The following is a 17,785-nucleotide window of genomic DNA, read 5'->3' on the forward strand; positions in this document are numbered from 1 at the left end:
CGATCGCCGGGATGCTGCTGTGGGTCTTGCACCTGCGGCGCGCTGCCTCTCGCGGGGAATTGTGGGGCGAGCGGTTCTCGGGTGCGCAGCGCTCTGCCGCGGCATCCGTCGCAGACCGCGAGGCCGACACGCTTACCGGCCCGGTTCCGGTGCCGCTCGGGAGAGGGGCGACGCAGGGTGTTTCGATGTTCCGGAACCCGATTCCGTGGATGCTTCTTCTGGCGTTCGCGGGGCAAGCTGCCGTGTACTACGGGTTCGCGACTTGGCTGCCCACACTCATTGCGGACGATCTCGGTGTCAGCGCAGCAGCAGCGGGAGGCTTGACAGCGTTCTTCCACGGTGTTGCCGTGGTCGGGGCGTTCATCGTTCCGCTGTTGGCCCGGTTCACGCCGCGGATCGTGCCTGCGGTTGCCATTGGCACGTCGTGGATCTTGCTGACGCTGGGCATGATCATCGCGCCCGAGTGGGCCGCGGTTTGGCTGAGTTTCGGGGCCATCGGACACGCTGGCGGGTTCGTGGTCATCTTCAGCACGATTGTCGCGATCGCTCGTTCGGACGCCGAGGCTGCCGGGATGTCTGCACTGGTGCAGGGCGGGGGCTATGCGGCCGCGGCGCTGGCTGCACCGGCGATGGGGGCCCTGCACGAGGTGACCGGCGGGTGGGATGCCGTGCTGCTGGCATCCCTCGTCGTCGTGCTCGCCTACTGTGTGCTGCTGGTGGCGGCCGTCATCGTGTCGTGGCGAGCACCTCGATGACCCGCGAGACCGAAGTGCCGAGCGCCCAGGTTTCGGCGAGGGTCACCGCCGCTGCACGCTGATCGTCGTCGAGCGGTCGCAGGTGCGTGTCAGGCGCGGGAAGGTCGAGATCGCGGACGACTTCGACGACCGTGGGCGCGACCTCGAGGTAGTCGAGCCCCGCGGTGATCTTGGCGCGAACGCCGGCCGACATTCCCTCGCCGCGCTCGGCGGCGGCGATGATGCCGGCAAGGTCGCCGTGCGCAGCGAGGAGCGTAGCGGCCGTCTTCTCGCCGATGCCGGCTACACCCGGCAGCCCGTCGGAGCTGTCGCCGCGAAGCGTCGCGAAGTCGGCGTATTGGCTGGGCAGCACTCCGTACTTCGTCACGACGGTGCGGTCGGTGACCAGCTCGAGGTTGCTCATGCCGCGCGCCGTGTAGATGACACGGATGCTTCGCTCATCGTCGACGAGCTGAAAGAGGTCGCGGTCACCGGTGACGATATCGACGGGCATCGTTGCTGTGGTGGCGAGGGTGCCGATGATGTCGTCTGCCTCGTGTGCGGCGGCGCCGATGATCGTGATCCCGAGGGCGGCGAGTGCCTCGCGGATGAGCGGCACCTGCACCTCGAGGGGATCGGGCACTTCTTCGACATCCGGGCCGCCCGCGACGATCTCGACGACGCGGTGCGTCTTGTACGACGGGATGAGATCGACCCGCCATTGGGGGCGCCAGTCGTCGTCCCAGCAGGCCACGAGGTGCGTCGGCTCGTAGGTGGTGACGAGTTTCGCGATCATGTCGAGGAATCCGCGCACCGCGTTGACCGGCATCCCGTTCGGCGCCTTGACCGTGTCGGGTACGCCGTAGAAGGCCCGGAAATACAGCGACGCGGAGTCGAGCAACATCAATCGTTCTGCCACGCGCCCATCCTGGCATGCGCCGCCGACGATGCGAGCGGCCGACGGAGGGCTCAGCAGCCGGGACCGGTGGGGTTCTCGGCGCAGGTGCGGTCTACCAGGGCCGTGCGGACCTCGAGGACCTCGAGGGTGTAGGGCGGGGCCGGGGCGTTGACGTAGCCGGGAACCGGGCGCCAGCCGCTGCCGAAGTCGACGTCAGCCGAGTACTGCAGCGTGAGGGACACGGTGTACGTCCCGCGCTCGCGATAGACGTGGCTCGTCGACGTCGGGCTGAACTGGGGGAGTCCGAGCGACGCCCAGGTGGCACCGCCGGTCGTTGTCCGCGCGCTCGATCCGTCGCCGTAGTCGAAGACGTAACCGGCCGGTCGGAACCTGACTGTCACGTCCCACCCGAGCAGCGGGCCGGTGAGGGTGTGCGTGGATGCCCCGGCCAGGATGTTCGTGGGGGTCCCCACGACCCCGAAACCGGCGGGCTCGCCACCCAGGCTCGGACGTGCCGGAACGAAACTCGCGAGATCGTCAATCGTCACGTCCGGATACGTGACGACGGTGTAGTTGCCTCGGCATCCCACGATGGGGCACTCCTCTGCGGCGGGGGCGTTACCCCCGGCGCCGGCGTTCCCGTTAGATCCGCCATCGCCGGGGGAGCCGCCCGCGCCACCCGTGCCGCCGCTTCCGGATCCACCGCCAGAGCCTGGCTGGTTCGCGGTGCCGCCGATGTCGATCTGACTTCCGTCGTTGGAGACACTGCAGCCTCCGAGCCATGTCGTTCCGTCGCAGCTTCCCGATCGAGCCGATCCCGATGCAGGTGTAAGAAGGGTGGCTACGACCACGAGAGCGAGGCTCGCGTGAATCAGCTGCATCCCGGTTCTCCCTCGCGGCCGTTGAACGACTCGATGAGTGCCCCATAGGGCGCACTCGCCGAGTACTTGAGCGATACCGTGAGCGGCTCCTCATCTCTCCGGTCGGATTCGACCTGAGAGATACCGTCGGCGTCGATGACATTGACGCCGCTGACATCCACGCACACTGCAAGCGACACCTTGTCTTGGTTGTTGTCGTCGTCGGTCGGTGAAAGCTCGACCACGGTGACGGTGCTTTCGCCAGACACCGTCCAACTCTCGGCTGCCATTGACGAGAGCGACGTTCGTATCGCGGCATTCGCGTCGCCGGTGGTCCAGCGATAGACCTCGTCGAAGGTCGAGGGGTCACTGAGGTCGACCTGGTTCAGAGCGTCTACGTACGCCCGGTAGGTGGCTTCGGCGGCAGCGAAGGCTTCTTCCTCGGACGCGAACCCGGTCGGCGTCGGGGTCGGCGTGGGAGCTGTCGGCCCGCAGCCGGCCAGTGCGCCGACCGCGAGCATCGCGGCGATCACGATCGACGCGGCTCGAAACGGACGGCGGCTGGTCATGTCGACCACGGTAGCCCGCGGCATCCGTCTCGGCGGCACTATCCACAGTCCACGATCCACGTGCTCACCTGGGGAGGATGCCGGTACTCCAGAGAACCGATAGGTCGGCGCGCTAGCGTTGGCTCGGGAGGCATCATGCCGTACGACAGCGGGCCGCACGCCGACGTGCTGTACGTCGAAGACGATCAGGACGTCGCCCAGATGACGATCGAGGTGCTTTCGGAGTTCCATACCGTCGTTCACGCGGCAGACGTCGCGTCGGCTCGGTCCCGCGCCCTGCAGCAGCGATTCGACGTGATGGTTATCGACCGGCGGCTTCCCGGCGGCGACGGAATCGATCTGGTTCGCGCGATCCGCACCGCTCGCATTACGACGCCCATCCTGCTGCTGACCGCCCTCGGCGCCGTCGATGACCGGGTCGAGGGTTTGGATGCCGGCGCCAACGACTACCTCGTGAAACCATTTGACTACGGTGAGTTGCTCGCCCGCATCCGGGCTCTCGTGCGCGGCTACCGTGCAGAGCAGCACCGCCGCACGCTCGGCGAGTGGGTGTTCGTCCCCGAGTCCCAGGCGCTGTACGGGCCGTCGGGCGGCCGGGTCGCGCTCACCACGACCGAGACCGCGTTGCTGGATGTGCTCAGCGCCAGCCCCGAGCACGTGTTCAGTCGAGAAGAGATCCTGGGTGCCGTGTTCCACGAGGGTGATACGCCGGGGTCGGTCGACACGTACGTCCACTACATCCGGCGCAAGTCGGTTCCCGAGATGATCGAGACGGTGCGCGCTCGCGGCTACCGGGTCGGGCAGCCGTCATGACCACTCCGGAGGCTGCCGACCGGCGTCGCGTGCAGCGGGCCGCCTTCTCGGTGGGGGTGTGGGTTGCTGCGGTGTCGGCGATCGTCGTCGCGCTCGGTGTGTCGGTCTTGGTTGCCGTGATCTTGCTTCGCGCGCGTGTCGAGAACAACGAGCACGCAACGCCCTTCCCCGGCGGCCATCGGGGGTCTGGCGATGACCTCGTGGTTGACGTCGACCGGGTGCTGCCGTGGGTGATCGGCCTCGGCATCCTGGGCGTGCTCATCCTGTCGCTGATCGCATGGTTCGCTGCCCGCCGCGCCGTGCAGCCGCTGGGCGAGGCGCTGCGGCTGCAGCGGAACTTCGTGGCCGACGCCAGTCACGAACTGCGCACGCCGCTGACGACCCTGACCAGTCGCATCCAGATCGCGCAGCGTCGGCTGGAACGCGGCGGAGATGTCGCCGAAGCTCTCGATCAGCTGCGCTCCGACGCTGACGCAATGAACGACATGCTCACCGATCTGTTGATGGCGGCCGAGGGTAAGGCTGAGACGACTGCTGTCTCGCCGGTCGGTGATGCGATGGATGCCGCGGTCTCCCGCCTCCGGCCGCTCGCGGATGACAGCGCGGTGTCGCTCGAGGTCTTCTCGAGCGACCGGGCGGTGCGGATGCCGCTTCCCACCCTGACTCGCATTCTGATGGCTGTCGTCGACAATGCGATCCAGCACAGTCCGCGGGGAGCCGTGGTGACGATCGCTGCTGCAACTGCCCGTGACGACGTGGAGATCCGCGTCAGCGATCACGGCAGCGGGATCGACCCGGCCGACGCGGAGCGCATCTTCGAGAGGTTCGCCCGTGGGTCTGAGACGGGCAGGCGTCGCGGGTTCGGACTCGGGCTCGCGCTGGTGCGTGACGTGCTGACTCGCTATTCGGGCCGGATCGAGGTCGAGTCGACCTCACCGAGCGGCACGACCTTTCTCATCACGCTGCCGAGTGCTCGCGCGTGACCACCGCCACCTCCGTCGTGCCCAGCCACCGGCGAACGCCTCCGTCATCGGTCACCGTCATGCCCGACCGCGAGAGCGCCGCTGAAACCCACGACAGGTCGTCGCCGGCGACAACCGCGACGGTTGCCCAGAGGTCTGCCTCGGCCAGGGAATCGGCGACGACTGTCGCGCTGCGAACGCCGGTCGCCGGCTCGCCGGAGCGGGGGTCCAGGATGTGCACACCCCGCTCAGCTGTCCCCGAGGTCGCAACCGCGCCATCGACCACGTCGATGATCGCGAGAACCTCACCGGCCCGGTGCGGGTCGGCAATGCCCATGCGCCACACCCAGTCGGTGCCCGGCGCCGTGCCCACCTGCATGTCACCGCCCGCGTTGATGCCGATGGCTGTCGCGCCGCCCGCGGTCAGGAGCGGCAGAAGGTGCATCCGTGCCGCCCGCTCGACCGCCCACCCTTTGACGTAGCCGGTCGGGTCGAACCAACCGCGCCAGGTAGCCGAGAACCGGCCGCCAGAGCGCTGCTCGGCGTTCAGACACGCCGCGGCGACCTCGGCAACGAGCGGATGCGCATCGTCGAGTGTGATCTCACCGCGGCGGAGACGGCTGATTTCCGAGTCCTCGCGATAGGTCGAGAAGATTCTGTCTGCCTCGCGAAGCTCGTTGAACGCACGAGCCACGGATGCTGCGGTCTCGGCATCCTTCACGAACGCGGTGGTGCCGTAGGCGTGGACCGAGACGACAGTTCCCATGATGGTCTGGACCCAGACGCGAGGCTCGTCGGAACTCATTGCTGTGCCTGATCCAGCGCGCTCTGGAGGGACTGCGTGTACCCCTGGCTGGTGTAGGTGGCGCCCGAGACCATGCGGATCGACGCACTTTGCGCGCTTGTCGTCTCGGAGATCAGCACCGGCAGTGCGCGGGCATTGATCTGCTGATCCTCGCGATTGCTGTTCGGGTACTGCGGCAACTGGACCTCGGTGATCACGCCCCCGCTGACCGTGATCTGGACCTGCACGTTGCCGTAGCGGGTGCGGACCGCATCGCCCGTGTATGTGCCGTCGGCAAGGCCGCTTGTGTTCTGTTGCGTGGTGGTCGTCGACGGGGACGGCGATGCCGAGGGGGTGGATGTTCCGGTCGAACCCGAGGCGTCAGCTGAGCTCGATGACGTCGACGCTGGCGCCGGGACGGTTGTCGTGCTGCCCGCGGTGTCGTCGGCGGCAACCGGCATGACGGCCTCGAGCGAGGTGCGGTAGCTGAACAAGAGGACGACGCCGCTCAGGGTGGCAAGAAGTCCGTAAACGATGCGCTTCATCGGAGGCTCCGTGGTGTGAGGGGTCAGACGGTGAATGACTCGGAATGGATGCGGGTGCGGTGAACTCCCGCGGCGCGCAGGTCATGCTCGAGGGCCTTCATCCATGGCGCGGGTCCGCAGAGGAACACGTCGTAGTCCTCCAGGTCGGGCGCGAGATGGCGCAGCGCATCGGAGCCCGTCCACGCGGCGTGCGAGGCTGGCAGCCACGAGGATGCTGTCCGGGCTCGGGGACCCGGAAGCGGGATGTGTCGCAGACCCCGGTGCGCGACGAGGGCACCGATGGCGTCCGTGCGCAGGGCTGCTTCTTTCGAGTGGTCGCGAGTGACCAGCGTCGCCTCGCCCGGCGCGTAACCCTCGGCCTGAAGCAGAGAGATCAACGGCGCGACTCCGGCGCCCGCGCCGATCATCAGAAGCTTCGCGCCGGTGCGGGCATCACCGGTCATCGTTCCGTACGGGCCCTCGAACAGGACGGGGGTGCCGGGTGTGAGGCGCGCCAGGCGGGCGGTGCCATCACCGACGATGCGGGCCGAGATCGTCAGGCTGCGGCCGTCGGGAGCCGCAGCCAACGAGAACGGGTTAGCCCGCGAGGCGCCCGGACCATCCAGGAAGCGCCAGATGAAGAACTGGCCAGCGCGGGCACCGAGGCGATCCAGTCGTCGTCCGGTCATCGTCACCGCCACACCGCCCACGCCATCAGGACGAACGTCGGCAACCCGCACCCGGTGACGCAGCGAGCGCGCGAGGGGGACCAGGATGCGGAACACGACGATCGCTGCGGCGCTGACAGCCCACAGGCCCCACCAGTAGGCGGTGGCGACGGGGGAGAAGAGGAAGTCGGCGCCGGTCCACAGCTGGTGGGGCAGCGCCAGCCCGACACCCAGGTAGGCGTACAGGTGCAGCAGGTGCCATGACTCGTAGCGCAACTTCGCTCGAGCGCGACGCATCGAGGTGATCGCGACAACGATGATGAGAATCGTGCCGGCGGTTGCGAGAAGCATCCCCGGGTAATCCCACACGAACTCCCAGAACTGGACGACGACGTTGACATCGGTCGCTTCCGCGTACCCCAGCACCAGGAGTGCGATGTGGGCGAGCATGAGCGAAAAAGACCAGAAGCCGACGAGTCGGTGCATCTGGGTGAGGCCATCACGGCCGAACCCGCGCTCGAACAGGGGGATACGCGCAAGAAGGATCACCTGGTAGAGGAGGAGGTTCGACGCGGCGAGCCCGGTAAGGCGGCCCAGGCTGTTCAGTGCCGCCGCGTCGAATCCCCACAGGTCCTGGATGCCGCCGCCGGCCACCCACAGAGCAAGAACGAACAGGCTCGTGAGCCAAATGACGGCTGTCGCAGCGACATTCCATGCCCGCCGGGCAGAGCGCCCCCGACGGCTGCCGCGCACGCTGGTGGTCGCCCGCGGTGAGGTAAGAGGCTGCGGGAGCCGCGAAGAGGGATGCGGTGCCGTGACGGTGGTGCGAGACGGGGTCGCCGTGGTCATGGGGACAGCGTGGTGGCCGGTCTCTGAGACTGCTCTAAGGAAAGCCTCCGCGCTCGCGGTTCATAGACTTCTCACATGAGTTTCGGATCCGCGGCACAGTCCGGCATCCGTCGCCCGGCCGACCAGGATCCCTGTCTCTGCGGCAGTGGCAACGTCTACGGAAGGTGCTGCGGAGCGCTGCACCGGGGCGAGGCGGCGCCGAGCCCGGAACGGCTGATGCGCTCGCGGTACAGCGCGTTCGCGCTCGGTGACGCTCGCTACCTCGCCGACACGTGGCACCCCCGAACGCGGCCCGAGCGGATCGACATTGACCCCGACGTGCGCTGGGTCGGACTGCGCATCCTGGACGCCCCCGCGGTCGGTGCCGGGACCACCGGCGTCGTCGAGTTCCGGGCGCGCTGGCGGCGCGGCGCCGAGGCGGAGGAGCAGCACGAGCGCAGCCGGTTCCGCCTCGCTGCCGGCCGCTGGTGGTACCTGGAAGCGGAAACGGCCGGCTCCGGCATCCCGTAACGGATGCCAAGACCGGCCGATCCGGTTGTCCTCAGGACGCTGCGCCTGCTGTGGTCGCTGCCGGCACCTCGATGAGGCGACCGGTGCGGACGTCGTAGACATAGCCGTAGACCGGGATGCGCGCCGGGACGAGCGGGTGGGCCTTGATGCGGGCCACATCGTCGACGACGGCCTGGGCCTGGTCGCTGATCGTGAGCCAGTCGATGTATGCGGCCTCGGCGGAGCCGGGGCCGGTGCCGACGTCCACGAAGCCGTCGGCGCGCAGCTCGGCGGTCTCGAGGGAGTTCGCGAGCAGTCCGCGGATGACCTCGTCGGTGAAGAACTCGGCGAGTTCAACCGGTCGATGCAACACCGCCTGTTGCGAGCAACTGTATCTGCTCGTCGAAGACCTCGGCGGGGGTGCGCCAGCCGAGGATTTTGCGGGGCCGGTTGTTGAGCGCGAGAGCGACGGCTTCGAGGTCTTCAGCGGACCAGCGGGACAGGTCGGTGCCCTTGGGGAAGTACTGGCGCAGCAGGCCGTTCGTGTTCTCGTTCGTGGGCCGCTGCCAGGGCGAGTGCGGGTCGGCGAAGAACACCTTCGTGCCGGTGTCAAGCGTGAACTGCGCGTGCGCTGAGAGTTCCTTGCCACGGTCCCAGGTGAGGGTCTTGCGCAGCTGGAGGGGAAGCTTCGTCATCGATGCGGTCAGGGCTGTGTTCATCGCGAGGGCGCCGTAGCCGCCCAGCGATGGTCCGTTCTTCACGGGTGGGATCTCGCCCCAGCCTTCCAGTCGGGGCAGGTGCACCAGCAGTGTGGACCGGCTGGAGCGTTCGATGACGGTGCCGATCGCGGACCGGCCGGTGCCGATGATCAGATCTCCCTCCCAGTGCCCGGGAACCGCCCGATCCGCGGCCTCAGCGGGCCGGGCGCTGAGCACGACGTCCGCGGTGACATGCCCCTGCGGCTTGTTCTGAGACCGTGCCCGCGGCTGGCGCAGCGCCCGGCCGGTCCGCAGGCACGCCACCAGCTCCCGTTTGAGCGCGCCGCGCCCCTCGATGAACAGTGACTGGTAGATCGCCTCATGGCTGATGCGCATGGACTCATCATCGGGGAAGTCGAGCTCAAGTCGATGAGAGATCTGCTCCGGACTCCACGACATCGACCACCGACGATCCTGCCGGTGCGGCTTGTTGCGACCCTTCCAGTCCACGGTCACCGGCCCAGCAACGACCGTTCCATCAGCACGCTTCACAGACCCGTCGAGGCGTTCCTGTACATACTCGCGAAGTCGATCGTTGGCGACCAGCTTGGCGATTTTCGGACGCTTGGCCGCCTGCTGCGCCTTCCACTGCGCGACCGTCGCCCGGTACTCCAGCGTGCGGCCGCGCGTTGCGGCGTTGCGACGCAACTCGCGTGAGATAGTCCCCGGATCTCGCCCCAGTGTGCGGGCGATCTCCCGCACTCCCTTGTCCTTGGCGCGCATGATCGCGATCTCCTCACGCTCCTCGAACGACAGATATCGGTCGGTGGGCTCTGCCAGTGAGATCGGGGGCATGCCGCCAGCGTGACGAAACCAGCGGGTGCCGACCGGGACCGACACGCCGATCGCTAACGACGCTTCCGCTGTCGTGACGCCTGTTGCGATCGTGCGCCAGACCTGGCGTTGCACCACCCGCGACGGATCCGGCCGCCCCGGGGAGCGCATCGCCGGACGCAAGGCCCGGTCCGCGCGCCACTGCCGGCGCAGCCTCTCCGGAACATCGCTGGTCTTCCTGCTCCAGTCTGCCGTTGCCATCTTGAACACCTCCACGATCGAGGTGTTGCGACGACCGGTTGAATCCGCCCTCCATGCCGCAGTCGGTGTGGTGGATGACGAACCACTCCTTCGTGGCCAGCAGCTTGTACGAGATCACGAGGGATCGGATGGCGTCGTCGGACGCGCGTCCCCCGGCGTTACGGATGACGTGAGCATCGCCTTCGCTGAGCCCGGCGTACTTGGCGGGGTCCAGCCGGGCGTCCATGCAGGTGAGGATGGCGAACCCGCGCGCGGGCGGCAGGGCGAGATCGCCCTTGTCGAATGCGGATGCGTAGGACTCGTTGGCCTCGAGCACCTCGGACAGAACTGACATGACACTCCTCGGGTGGGTGGGACAGCACCACGCTAGGTCTCACCCAGCCCGAGGTGCGCTGTATGACTGTCTGTGACGATCAGTGGCGCAGCCGGTCAGGAAGTACCCGAACCTCCCAGCCGGTGACCGCGGCGATGACCTCGCGCAGAGATTCGGCCTCGGAACGCGCCGCGTCGGCCGAGTCGGTCGACAACACGTCGATCGTCAACGGTGGCGGCTCACCGAACTTCGGGATCTCGATCAGCGCTCGAGCGCCGGAGGGCAGTGCAACGGCGGCGCGAGGGGTGCCCGCATCCGTGATCACGCCCTCGGCAGCGTTCGCGATGATCGTCAGGGCGTCGAGCTTGGTGGTCGCGGTGTCGGCGACAACAGTCGCGACGAACGCGGTCGGCGCAGCATCCATGCACACAGTGTGGCGCACTGCGACCCGGCCAGGGCTGAGGACGAGCGGCAGGCAGACTCAGCCTTCGTGGGACCAGGCGCGCAGCCGCCGCAGCAGCGGGCGCTTCTTCTCGAGGTGCCCGTGCATCCGCCGCAGAATGTCATCGAGCGCTTCGATGGCCTCCTCGATGTGCGGCCCCTTGTTGAGCATGACGCACTCAGCGCGTTCGCCGGCCGCGGCATCCGTCACCTCCGCGCGCGTAGGCACCCCGTTACCGGCGAGGGAGTCGAGCACCTGCGTCGCCCAGATCACCGGAACGTGCGCCGCCTCGCACAGCCAGAGGATCTCTTCCTGCACCTCCGCGAGCCGCTCCCAGCCGGCCTCCACACCCAGGTCGCCGCGGGCGATCATGATGCCCACCCGTGGCCGTTGCATGAGCTCAAGGAGGATTTCGGGCAGCGCCCGGAAGGCGCGCACCGTCTCAATTTTCACAACGACGCCCAGGTGCCCGGCACCCCGCGAGTCGAGCTCGTCGAATAGGCGTGCAACGTCGCCGGGGGAGCGCGCGAACGAGAGCTGCACGATGTCGGTGAATCCGACGACGTCATCGAGAGCTCGCAGATCCTCGTCGGTGAGCGCCGAGATGGGGAGGTCGGTGTCGGGAAGGTTGATGCCCTTCTCGGCACGCAGTTTCGTTCCCCGCGGCGAGGCCAGGGTGACTTCGACCTCCGCGACGCGCCGGCCGTCAGTTACCGCCACGGCGCGCACGAAGCCCTCGATCTTGCCGTCATCGAAGAGCACCCGGTCGCCGACGCGGATCACGTCGAGCGCTTCGGGCACGGTACAGCCGACGTGGTGTCGTCCCTCGTGCGTGAATCCCGGTTCCGCATCCGGACGCAGTTCGACGATGTCGCCCCGATGGACCCGCAGCGCCTGGTCGACCGAGGGCACCGCGCCGACCCGGGTCTCGCGACCATCGACATCCAGCACTGTCCCGGTTCCGATATACGCGGTGCGGTCGCCCTCGATCCGCGCCCCGCCATCGCGCACCGCGACGACGGTCATGTACCGCGAGCGCCCGCGGGTGTCGGTGAATTCGACGGTGTCGTCGATCCGAAGGCGAGCAAGCCACGCGGCATCCGTGACGGGAATCTCCCCAGGGGGTGGAGCCGACCCGTCAGCGCTCGGGGCGACCAGCCAGACCGACGCCGGCTCGATCACGCGTCCCAGAGCGTCGCGCGCGGGAGACACCTTGACGACGCGTGGCCCCGGCTCGAGGGAACCGGTGCGCAGCTTCGGCCCGGCGAGGTCGGTGGCGATACGGATGCCGGTCCCCGCGGCCCGCGTGTGCCTGGCCATCCGCTCCCACGCTGCAGAATCGTCGTGCGCGCAGTTGATGCGGGCGACATCCATGCCGGCTCGGGCGAATCGGGCGACCAAGGCGGGATCGTTCGCGGCTTCGCTCGGCAGTGTGACCATGATCCGAGTGTCGCGGTCGTCGACCGTACCGCCCAGGAGCGCTGCCGCGTTCACGCTCAGGGGAGTGGGCGGACGAGGCTCGGCATCCGGTCCGGGGTTGTCGTGATCGCCCGGCGCGACGTGCCCGAGTGCAGCATCGATCGTGCCCACTACCGCATCAAGGTTGCGCAGAACATCGGCTTCCATCCTCCCGAGCGACGAGAGCCCCTCTGCGGTCAGGCGATCTTGCAGGTCCCGTAGGTCCCGTGAACGCAGGGCGACATAGCGGATGAGATTGGCGGCGCCGGCAGCATGGACGGGATGTGCGCGAGAGAGGGGAACGGATGCTGCTCGCTCGGCATCCTCGACCGCAGAGCGGAGGTCCATGAGTTCGGCACGAAGCGCGTCGAGCCGTTGAGAACGAGCAGTATTGAGCATCGTCCGACCTCCACCTTCGACGTTAGCTCTCCGGCGCGCGCTGTGGCAGAGCCCGGGGCGTGAATATCCGGCGCGTGGAGCTCGCTCACCCCGGGATGACGTCGGCGACGGTCACGGTGTTCCCGCCTGCGATCATCGCTCGGGCGCAGGCGACATCCAGACGCGCGATGGCCAGCCCCGGGTGGTCGAAGGTGTCAGCTTCGGTCGGGGGCTGAAGCGCAGCCTCGATTGCCGCATGATCAATGACGACGCCGTACTGTTCGGCCAGATGTGTTGCCACCGGCACGACCAAGCCCCGCACGACGTTCTCGTCCCAGGGCTGCAGTTCCACGATCACCAGGCGATCCGACAACGCGCCGTAGAACTGCGCAATCCGCTTCTCGTACGGCGCGGTCACAGTGATGACCAGGCGAGCGAGCGGGAAGCGCTCTGACTGCCAGATCTCACGCAGGATCGACACGTCGGGCTCCGTTGTTCCCAGGCGCGCGAGCTCGTCGACGTCTTCGACGACGACGACCGTTCGGCGGGTCAGCGCCGACAGCGTATCGCGCAGCAGCATCGCCGGCTCACCATCCACTGTCGTACCGGGATCGAAGAAGAGGGTCGGCAGCGGATCCTCGAGGTCGAGAAGAAGGCGCGCGATCTCTGCCGCAAGGCTGGTCTTGCCGCAGCCGCGTCGACCCACGAGAGCAGGGATCAGTGGCTGGTCGCTGAGGAGGTACGCGGCGACATCCAGGGCTTCGCGTCCTCGAAGAAGACCCGCCAGTGGATCGGTGCGCGCCGGGGGCGCCTCCCCGTCGGATGCCTCGGATTGCTCGGTGTCATCGGCGCGGGGACGGGTCGGGGAGCTTTCCTCAGGCAACAGGTCGGCTACCGCGAGGTCTCCCCGCAGGGCCGCCTGCAACCGCATTGCCAGGGCCGCGGCATCCGGCGATGCCGTGATCATGTTGCGCACCTCGGCTTCGTTGCCGATCGTCTGGCCGGCAGCGAGAAGGCGGTGAAGCAGCGCCTCGCCGTCACTGCCGAAGGCATCCCGGAACTCGCCGGTCCAGTTCTGCGCGAACGCGGATGCCGCGTGCGTCACTGTCGCGTGATCAGAGCCCCAGCGCTTGGCTTCGGCCTTCGCGAGACCGACCAGCCCACGGATGGACAGCGAGTCGGTCGCGCGCATCGATCCCTCCCTGCGCCGACGGCTCGGGTCGTTGCCACGACGCTTGATAACAGTTCTAGCGCGGTTCTGGCGTTTCCCACTACTGCCCGCAGGTGAGACTGCCAGACTCACAGTCATGAGAACCAGAGCATTGAGTGCAGTTGTCGCCGGAGTCTTCGCTGTGTCAATCGCCCTGAGCGGTTGCTCGCAAAGCAACGAGCCCGTCATCGCGCCCGTGACGATGGACGCCGGGGACCTCCAGGGAGAGACTGTCGAGCTGATCGTCGACCAGGTGCTGAATATCAACACCGGCGATCTGGCGGTCGAAAGCTACAGCGGCGAGGTAGCCGACCCGGCTGTCGCCGAGTTCGTCGCCGGATACACGGACGGCTCTGCAACCTTCAACCCCGGCGTGAAGGCGCTCAGCGTTGGAACCACCGAGGTCGTGCTGTCCAACAGCGACGGCGGCATTCAGGACGTGACCTTCACCGTCGAGGTCACCGAGAAGAAGTGACGGATGCCCCGCGAACTGCTCGCGGGGCATAGTCTCGAGCCATGCGTGCAACCGTCATTCATGGTGCCCGAGACGTCCGACTGGAGGCCGTCCCCGATCCGGTGCTGTCGACCGGTGGCGACGCGATAGTTCGCGTCGTCGCGGCGTGCGTGTGCGGCTCAGACCTGTGGTCGTACCGCGGAATCGCGCCCACCGACGAGCCACACCGGATCGGGCACGAGTTCATCGGCGTCGTCGATTCCGTCGGGGACCAGGTTGAGCTGGTGCGGCCGGGCGACTTCGTGATCGCGCCGTTCTACGTGTGCGACAACACCTGCCTGAACTGCCGCAACGGGGTGAGTACGTCCTGTCTGAACGGCGGATGGTGGGGCCAGGATGACCGGCTCGGCGGCTTCGCCGACGGCGGTCAGGGTGAGCGGGTCCGCGTGCCGCTGGCAGACGGGACACTCGTGGTCGTGCCCGGTCCCGTCGCTGACGAGGAGATTCCGGGCCTGTTGTCGTTGGCTGACGTGATGGGAACCGGCCACCACGCCGCCGTGAGTGCGGGTGTGCAGCCCGGTGACACGGTGGTCGTTGTCGGCGACGGGGCTGTGGGTCTGTGCGGTGTGATCGCCGCGAAGCGACTCGGCGCTGCCGAGATCATCGCGATGTCTCGTAACCCGCAGCGTCAAGCGCTGGCTTGGGAACTGGGCGCAACCCACGTCGTCGCCGAGCGCGGCGATGACGGCGTTGCTGCCGTGCGACAGCTCACGCGGGGGATCGGCGCCGACCGGGTCCTCGAGTGCGTCGGGACCAAGGAATCAATGGCTCAGGCCTTGGCATCCGCGCGCCCCGGCGGACGAGTCGGGTTCGTCGGAGTGCCGGCCGGCGGCCCGGAGCTGCCTATTCGCGACATGTTCAACCGCAACGTCGGTGTCGTCGGTGGTGTCGCGCCGGTCCGGGGATACATCGAAGAGCTGCTGCCTGACGTGCGGTCGGGGTCGATCACGCCGGGCAAGGTCTTCGATCTGGAGCTTCCGCTGAGCGATGTCGCTGAAGCGTACGCGGCGATGGACGAACGTCGTGCGACGAAGGTGCTGTTGCGCCCGTAGCCCGTAGCCCGTAGCCCCCGCATCTGTAGCGGGGACTTTCGTCGGGCGCCATTTCCGACGTTGTCTGTAACAATGTTCGGATGCAGCTCGAGGCGCAGGATTACGCGGCGATCCTCGACGTCCTCGAGTCGGTAGCCGGCTCACACGACACGCGGGACTATGCCGCGCGCGTGAGTGCCGGGCTCTACCGACTGTTCCCATGCCAAGGGGCCTCGTGCACCGAGATCGACGTCGCCGGGCGTCGGGTGGTCTCCGAGCCAGCGCCGCCGTTCCCGTCGGGCTGGATCGCCCAGTACGGGCCCGCGTTCGAGAAGTTCGCCTGGCAGCATCCGCTGTTCGGCGGATTCATCTCTGGCGAGCGGGTCGGACCGACCTCGTGGGATGTGGATGGAGCTGAGCGTGCCTTCGCGCGCACCGAGCTCTACCGCTCGTTCTACGAACCCAACGGTGTTCGTCGCCAGACGGTGTTGATCTTCCCGACGTCCCATGGCACCTCGATGGTGATCTCGATCGACTGTGCCGCCACCCACCCCTGCGGGCACCGTGAGGCAGCGATGCTCTCGACCATCGCGCCCTTGCTTGAGACCAGCTATCGCCTGGTCAGCAGAGCCGAAGGTAACCTCGTCTGGCCCTTTACGGATGCCGACGGGCCGACGATGAGAGCGGCCGCGGCACCGCCCGCGGCGCCTGCTCCACTGGAGCCACTGAGTGAGAGCCCGCAGAAGCTGACGATCGATGACGCGCAGTTGCGAGCCCATAAGGCGTTGCGATCGGCGGGCTTGACTGCACGGCAGGCCGAGATCGCCCTCCTGGTCGCGAGCGGTGCGGCGACGCCCCAGATCGCAACCACATTGCAGATCTCCACGGGAACCGTGCGCAAACATCTTGAAGCCGTGCATGCGACGCTTGGCGTCTCCAGCCGCGCCGCCGTCGCCGCGACAGTCATGCGCCTCGTCCACCCCGAGGCCGCGGGGATCCTCGGCCAGCCGTTGCTCTCGCGCTGACGTCGACCCCGCGGACACTGCACCGGCGGACCATCGACGGCCTCGGGGGGCCAAGATTCGATGGTTGAGCCGCCGGTGCAGTCCCTGAGCCTCGCGGCGCGGGACCCACGACGATCCCGGATGCTGCGACGCTCCCCTCCGCCTACGGCGCTACGAGGACGATCCAGATCCGGCCATACGACATTTCGCGTAGCTGAAGGTTAGACGCGTCTGCGGCGTACGCTGGCACCTATGCGACCACCGAGCCCTGATCCCACAGGCCCCGGCCAGGAGTCGGTCTGGGACTACCCGCGGCCGCCGCGTCTGGAGCACGTCGACCGCCGCATCGTGGTCGAGTTCGCAGGTGAGGTGATCGTGGACACGCGGGACGTCGTCCGCGTGCTCGAGACGAGCCATCCTCCCGTCTACTACCTTCCGATCGACGCCTTGGTTCCCGGGGTGCTGCGCCGGGGCGAGGGCGCATCGTTCTGCGAGTTCAAAGGACGGGCTGCGTACTTCGATGTCACGGTTAACGGGCGGGTGGCCCCGCGCGTCGGGTGGACCTATCCTGAGCCGTCCCGTGGTTTCGAGGACCTCGCCGGCCGCGTCGCGCTATATCCCGCTCCGATGGACCGGTGCACGGTCGACGGCGAGCTCGTCACACCCCAGCCGGGAACCTTCTACGGCGGCTGGGTCACGAGCGAGATCCGGGGTCCCTTCAAGGGCGTCCCGGGTTCCGCCGGCTGGTAGCTCGACTGAGCTCCGGAGCAGAAAACCAGGTGCCGCGATGTCAGGTGCCGCTGAGGTCGATGTCGCCGAGGTCGTCGATCTCGGGCCCGGTTGTCAGAAGAACCTCGGCGTCCAGCGTCAGATCGATGACATCGCGCAACAGGCCTCCGAGCGTGGTCGCGCCCAGGAGCCGCAATTGGTCAAGTTGTCCCAGTGGCGCGATGGCCGCGAGCTGCCACGCCGATTCGACAGGGTCCTCCGAGAGCTCGACGTTCGGATCCCAGCGCACGTCACTGAACTCGGCAGCACGGGCGAGGACTCGACGCACGATCTGCTCAGCCTGCGCGTGCAACGGCGCAAGCTCATCGCTCCACTCCAGTTCCGGAATGGGTGTCACGGATGCCGCCGGGTACGGATCGTCCTCGAGCCAACGGTCCACGGCTACTCTGGTGCCCCCGACGGCGATCACGTGCAGATCATCGGCCCGCGGGTCGACCTGCAGGATCCGGGCCATGGTGCCGACGGAGAACCGCTGGTCCCCGCCTCCCGCCTCGCTGCCGCGTTCGATCAGGACCACACCGAATGACGGTTCGTCGTCGTCGAGGACCCGACCGAGCATCATGAGGTAGCGCTGCTCGAAGATGCGCAGTGCGAGCGGGGTGTGAGGGAACAGCACCGTCCCGAGCGGGAACATCGCGACATCCGCCATGCCCCCAGTCAACCAGCGATTACGAGCGCGGGCTCCGTCGCCGCAGGATCAGCG

Annotated in this window: 19 protein-coding genes and 2 pseudogenes; 8 read left to right on the plus strand and 13 right to left on the minus strand. The window is 67.8% G+C overall.

Features of this window, described 5'->3' with window-relative positions; all coding sequences use genetic code 11:
- Positions 1-755 (plus strand): annotated as a pseudogene (locus B3587_RS05380) (hypothetical protein); the annotation flags it as partial.
- Here the strand turns inward: B3587_RS05380 and B3587_RS05385 are convergent.
- The 3 genes from B3587_RS05385 to B3587_RS05395 are packed head-to-tail and all read right to left on the minus strand — an operon-like array spanning position 727 to position 3,061.
- A complete protein-coding gene (locus B3587_RS05385; protein ID WP_292726963.1) occupies positions 727-1,653 on the minus strand; it encodes a 5'-3' exonuclease in 927 nt (308 codons plus the stop codon). The pseudogene B3587_RS05380 and the gene B3587_RS05385 overlap by 29 nt on opposite strands.
- A 50-nt stretch (positions 1,654-1,703) precedes the next feature.
- Positions 1,704-2,513, minus strand: a complete 810-nt coding sequence (locus tag B3587_RS05390; protein ID WP_292726965.1) for a hypothetical protein — start codon at positions 2,511-2,513, stop codon at positions 1,704-1,706.
- Entirely contained in the window at positions 2,504-3,061 is a 558-nt protein-coding gene (locus tag B3587_RS05395; RefSeq protein WP_292726967.1) for a DUF6318 family protein, read from the minus strand. The genes B3587_RS05390 and B3587_RS05395 overlap by 10 nt, the downstream gene beginning before the upstream one ends.
- 135 nt (positions 3,062-3,196) lie before the next feature.
- Here B3587_RS05395 and B3587_RS05400 point away from each other — a divergent pair, with 135 nt between their 5' ends.
- Positions 3,197-3,874 carry a response regulator transcription factor gene (locus B3587_RS05400; RefSeq protein WP_228178629.1) on the plus strand — a complete coding sequence of 226 codons (678 nt, stop codon included), beginning with the start codon at positions 3,197-3,199 and terminating at the stop codon, positions 3,872-3,874.
- Entirely contained in the window at positions 3,871-4,857 is a 987-nt protein-coding gene (locus B3587_RS05405; protein WP_228178630.1) for a sensor histidine kinase, read from the plus strand. The genes B3587_RS05400 and B3587_RS05405 overlap by 4 nt, the downstream gene beginning before the upstream one ends.
- Here B3587_RS05405 and B3587_RS05410 read toward each other — a convergent pair.
- The 3 genes from B3587_RS05410 to B3587_RS05420 are packed head-to-tail and all read right to left on the minus strand — an operon-like array spanning position 4,832 to position 7,661.
- Positions 4,832-5,641, minus strand: coding sequence for an FAD:protein FMN transferase (locus B3587_RS05410; protein WP_228178631.1), 810 nt, complete (start codon positions 5,639-5,641; stop codon positions 4,832-4,834). The genes B3587_RS05405 and B3587_RS05410 overlap by 26 nt on opposite strands.
- Complete coding sequence (locus tag B3587_RS05415) at positions 5,638-6,165, minus strand: FMN-binding protein (RefSeq protein ID WP_292726969.1); 528 nt, start codon at positions 6,163-6,165, stop codon at positions 5,638-5,640. Before B3587_RS05415 ends, B3587_RS05410 begins: the two co-directional genes overlap by 4 nt.
- 23 nt (positions 6,166-6,188) lie before the next feature.
- Positions 6,189-7,661, minus strand: coding sequence for a ferredoxin reductase family protein (locus B3587_RS05420; RefSeq protein WP_292726970.1), 1,473 nt, complete (start codon positions 7,659-7,661; stop codon positions 6,189-6,191).
- A gap of 75 nt (positions 7,662-7,736) precedes the next feature.
- On the opposite strand from B3587_RS05420, the gene B3587_RS05425 reads away from it, so the two are divergent.
- A complete protein-coding gene (locus tag B3587_RS05425) occupies positions 7,737-8,171 on the plus strand; it encodes a YchJ family protein (RefSeq protein WP_292726972.1) in 435 nt (144 codons plus the stop codon).
- 31 nt (positions 8,172-8,202) lie between these two features.
- Here the strand turns inward: B3587_RS05425 and B3587_RS05430 are convergent, their stop codons facing one another.
- The 6 genes and pseudogenes from B3587_RS05430 to B3587_RS05455 form a co-directional block, all read right to left on the minus strand.
- Entirely contained in the window at positions 8,203-8,523 is a 321-nt protein-coding gene (locus B3587_RS05430; protein WP_292726974.1) for a hypothetical protein, read from the minus strand.
- A complete protein-coding gene (locus B3587_RS05435; protein WP_422655882.1) occupies positions 8,504-9,943 on the minus strand; it encodes an IS30 family transposase in 1,440 nt (479 codons plus the stop codon). The genes B3587_RS05430 and B3587_RS05435 overlap by 20 nt, the downstream gene beginning before the upstream one ends.
- A gap of 64 nt (positions 9,944-10,007) precedes the next feature.
- Positions 10,008-10,277 (minus strand): annotated as a pseudogene (locus tag B3587_RS15940) (beta-class carbonic anhydrase); the annotation flags it as partial.
- A 79-nt stretch (positions 10,278-10,356) separates the two neighbouring features.
- Entirely contained in the window at positions 10,357-10,680 is a 324-nt protein-coding gene (locus B3587_RS05445; RefSeq protein ID WP_292726979.1) for a hypothetical protein, read from the minus strand.
- Positions 10,681-10,737: 57 nt separating this feature from the next.
- Entirely contained in the window at positions 10,738-12,555 is a 1,818-nt protein-coding gene (locus B3587_RS05450) for a pyruvate kinase (protein WP_292726981.1), read from the minus strand.
- A gap of 85 nt (positions 12,556-12,640) precedes the next feature.
- Positions 12,641-13,726, minus strand: a complete 1,086-nt coding sequence (locus tag B3587_RS05455) for an AAA family ATPase (RefSeq protein ID WP_292726983.1) — start codon at positions 13,724-13,726, stop codon at positions 12,641-12,643.
- 115 nt (positions 13,727-13,841) lie between these two features.
- Between B3587_RS05455 and B3587_RS05460 the strand changes: the two genes are divergently transcribed.
- From B3587_RS05460 to B3587_RS05475, 4 genes are all read left to right on the plus strand, one after another.
- The gene (locus B3587_RS05460) at positions 13,842-14,219 is read left to right on the plus strand and encodes a hypothetical protein (RefSeq protein WP_228178639.1); all 378 of its coding nucleotides are present in this window, start codon (positions 13,842-13,844) and stop codon (positions 14,217-14,219) included.
- Between the two features lie 41 nt (positions 14,220-14,260).
- Positions 14,261-15,310 carry a zinc-dependent alcohol dehydrogenase family protein gene (locus tag B3587_RS05465; RefSeq protein ID WP_292726985.1) on the plus strand — a complete coding sequence of 350 codons (1,050 nt, stop codon included), beginning with the start codon at positions 14,261-14,263 and terminating at the stop codon, positions 15,308-15,310.
- A gap of 80 nt (positions 15,311-15,390) precedes the next feature.
- Entirely contained in the window at positions 15,391-16,314 is a 924-nt protein-coding gene (locus B3587_RS05470; protein WP_292726987.1) for a response regulator transcription factor, read from the plus strand.
- A gap of 231 nt (positions 16,315-16,545) precedes the next feature.
- Entirely contained in the window at positions 16,546-17,043 is a 498-nt protein-coding gene (locus B3587_RS05475; protein ID WP_292726988.1) for a DUF427 domain-containing protein, read from the plus strand.
- 40 nt (positions 17,044-17,083) lie between these two features.
- On the opposite strand, the gene B3587_RS05480 is transcribed toward B3587_RS05475, so the two are convergent.
- Complete coding sequence (locus B3587_RS05480; RefSeq protein ID WP_292726990.1) at positions 17,084-17,731, minus strand: LON peptidase substrate-binding domain-containing protein; 648 nt, start codon at positions 17,729-17,731, stop codon at positions 17,084-17,086.
- Positions 17,732-17,785 lie beyond the last annotated feature (54 nt).

The organism is Microbacterium sp. UBA837, assembly GCF_002296025.1.
GTDB lineage: Bacteria > Actinomycetota > Actinomycetes > Actinomycetales > Microbacteriaceae > Microbacterium.

Excerpts from the sequence above, each read along its gene's own strand:
- B3587_RS05390 (WP_292726965.1), bottom strand. The coding sequence starts at position 2,513 with ATGCAGCTGATTCACGCGAGCCTCGCTCTCGTGGTCGTAGCCACCCTT.
- B3587_RS05395 (WP_292726967.1), bottom strand. The coding sequence starts at position 3,061 with ATGACCAGCCGCCGTCCGTTTCGAGCCGCGTCGATCGTGATCGCCGCG.
- B3587_RS05400 (WP_228178629.1), top strand. The coding sequence starts at position 3,197 with ATGCCGTACGACAGCGGGCCGCACGCCGACGTGCTGTACGTCGAAGAC.
- B3587_RS05405 (WP_228178630.1), top strand. The coding sequence starts at position 3,871 with ATGACCACTCCGGAGGCTGCCGACCGGCGTCGCGTGCAGCGGGCCGCC.
- B3587_RS05410 (WP_228178631.1), bottom strand. The coding sequence starts at position 5,641 with ATGAGTTCCGACGAGCCTCGCGTCTGGGTCCAGACCATCATGGGAACT.
- B3587_RS05415 (WP_292726969.1), bottom strand. The coding sequence starts at position 6,165 with ATGAAGCGCATCGTTTACGGACTTCTTGCCACCCTGAGCGGCGTCGTC.
- B3587_RS05420 (WP_292726970.1), bottom strand. The coding sequence starts at position 7,661 with ATGACCACGGCGACCCCGTCTCGCACCACCGTCACGGCACCGCATCCC.
- B3587_RS05425 (WP_292726972.1), top strand. The coding sequence starts at position 7,737 with ATGAGTTTCGGATCCGCGGCACAGTCCGGCATCCGTCGCCCGGCCGAC.
- B3587_RS05435 (WP_422655882.1), bottom strand. The coding sequence starts at position 9,943 with ATGGCAACGGCAGACTGGAGCAGGAAGACCAGCGATGTTCCGGAGAGG.
- B3587_RS05445 (WP_292726979.1), bottom strand. The coding sequence starts at position 10,680 with ATGGATGCTGCGCCGACCGCGTTCGTCGCGACTGTTGTCGCCGACACC.
- B3587_RS05450 (WP_292726981.1), bottom strand. The coding sequence starts at position 12,555 with ATGCTCAATACTGCTCGTTCTCAACGGCTCGACGCGCTTCGTGCCGAA.
- B3587_RS05455 (WP_292726983.1), bottom strand. The coding sequence starts at position 13,726 with ATGCGCGCGACCGACTCGCTGTCCATCCGTGGGCTGGTCGGTCTCGCG.
- B3587_RS05460 (WP_228178639.1), top strand. The coding sequence starts at position 13,842 with ATGAGAACCAGAGCATTGAGTGCAGTTGTCGCCGGAGTCTTCGCTGTG.
- B3587_RS05465 (WP_292726985.1), top strand. The coding sequence starts at position 14,261 with ATGCGTGCAACCGTCATTCATGGTGCCCGAGACGTCCGACTGGAGGCC.
- B3587_RS05470 (WP_292726987.1), top strand. The coding sequence starts at position 15,391 with ATGCAGCTCGAGGCGCAGGATTACGCGGCGATCCTCGACGTCCTCGAG.
- B3587_RS05475 (WP_292726988.1), top strand. The coding sequence starts at position 16,546 with ATGCGACCACCGAGCCCTGATCCCACAGGCCCCGGCCAGGAGTCGGTC.
- B3587_RS05480 (WP_292726990.1), bottom strand. The coding sequence starts at position 17,731 with ATGGCGGATGTCGCGATGTTCCCGCTCGGGACGGTGCTGTTCCCTCAC.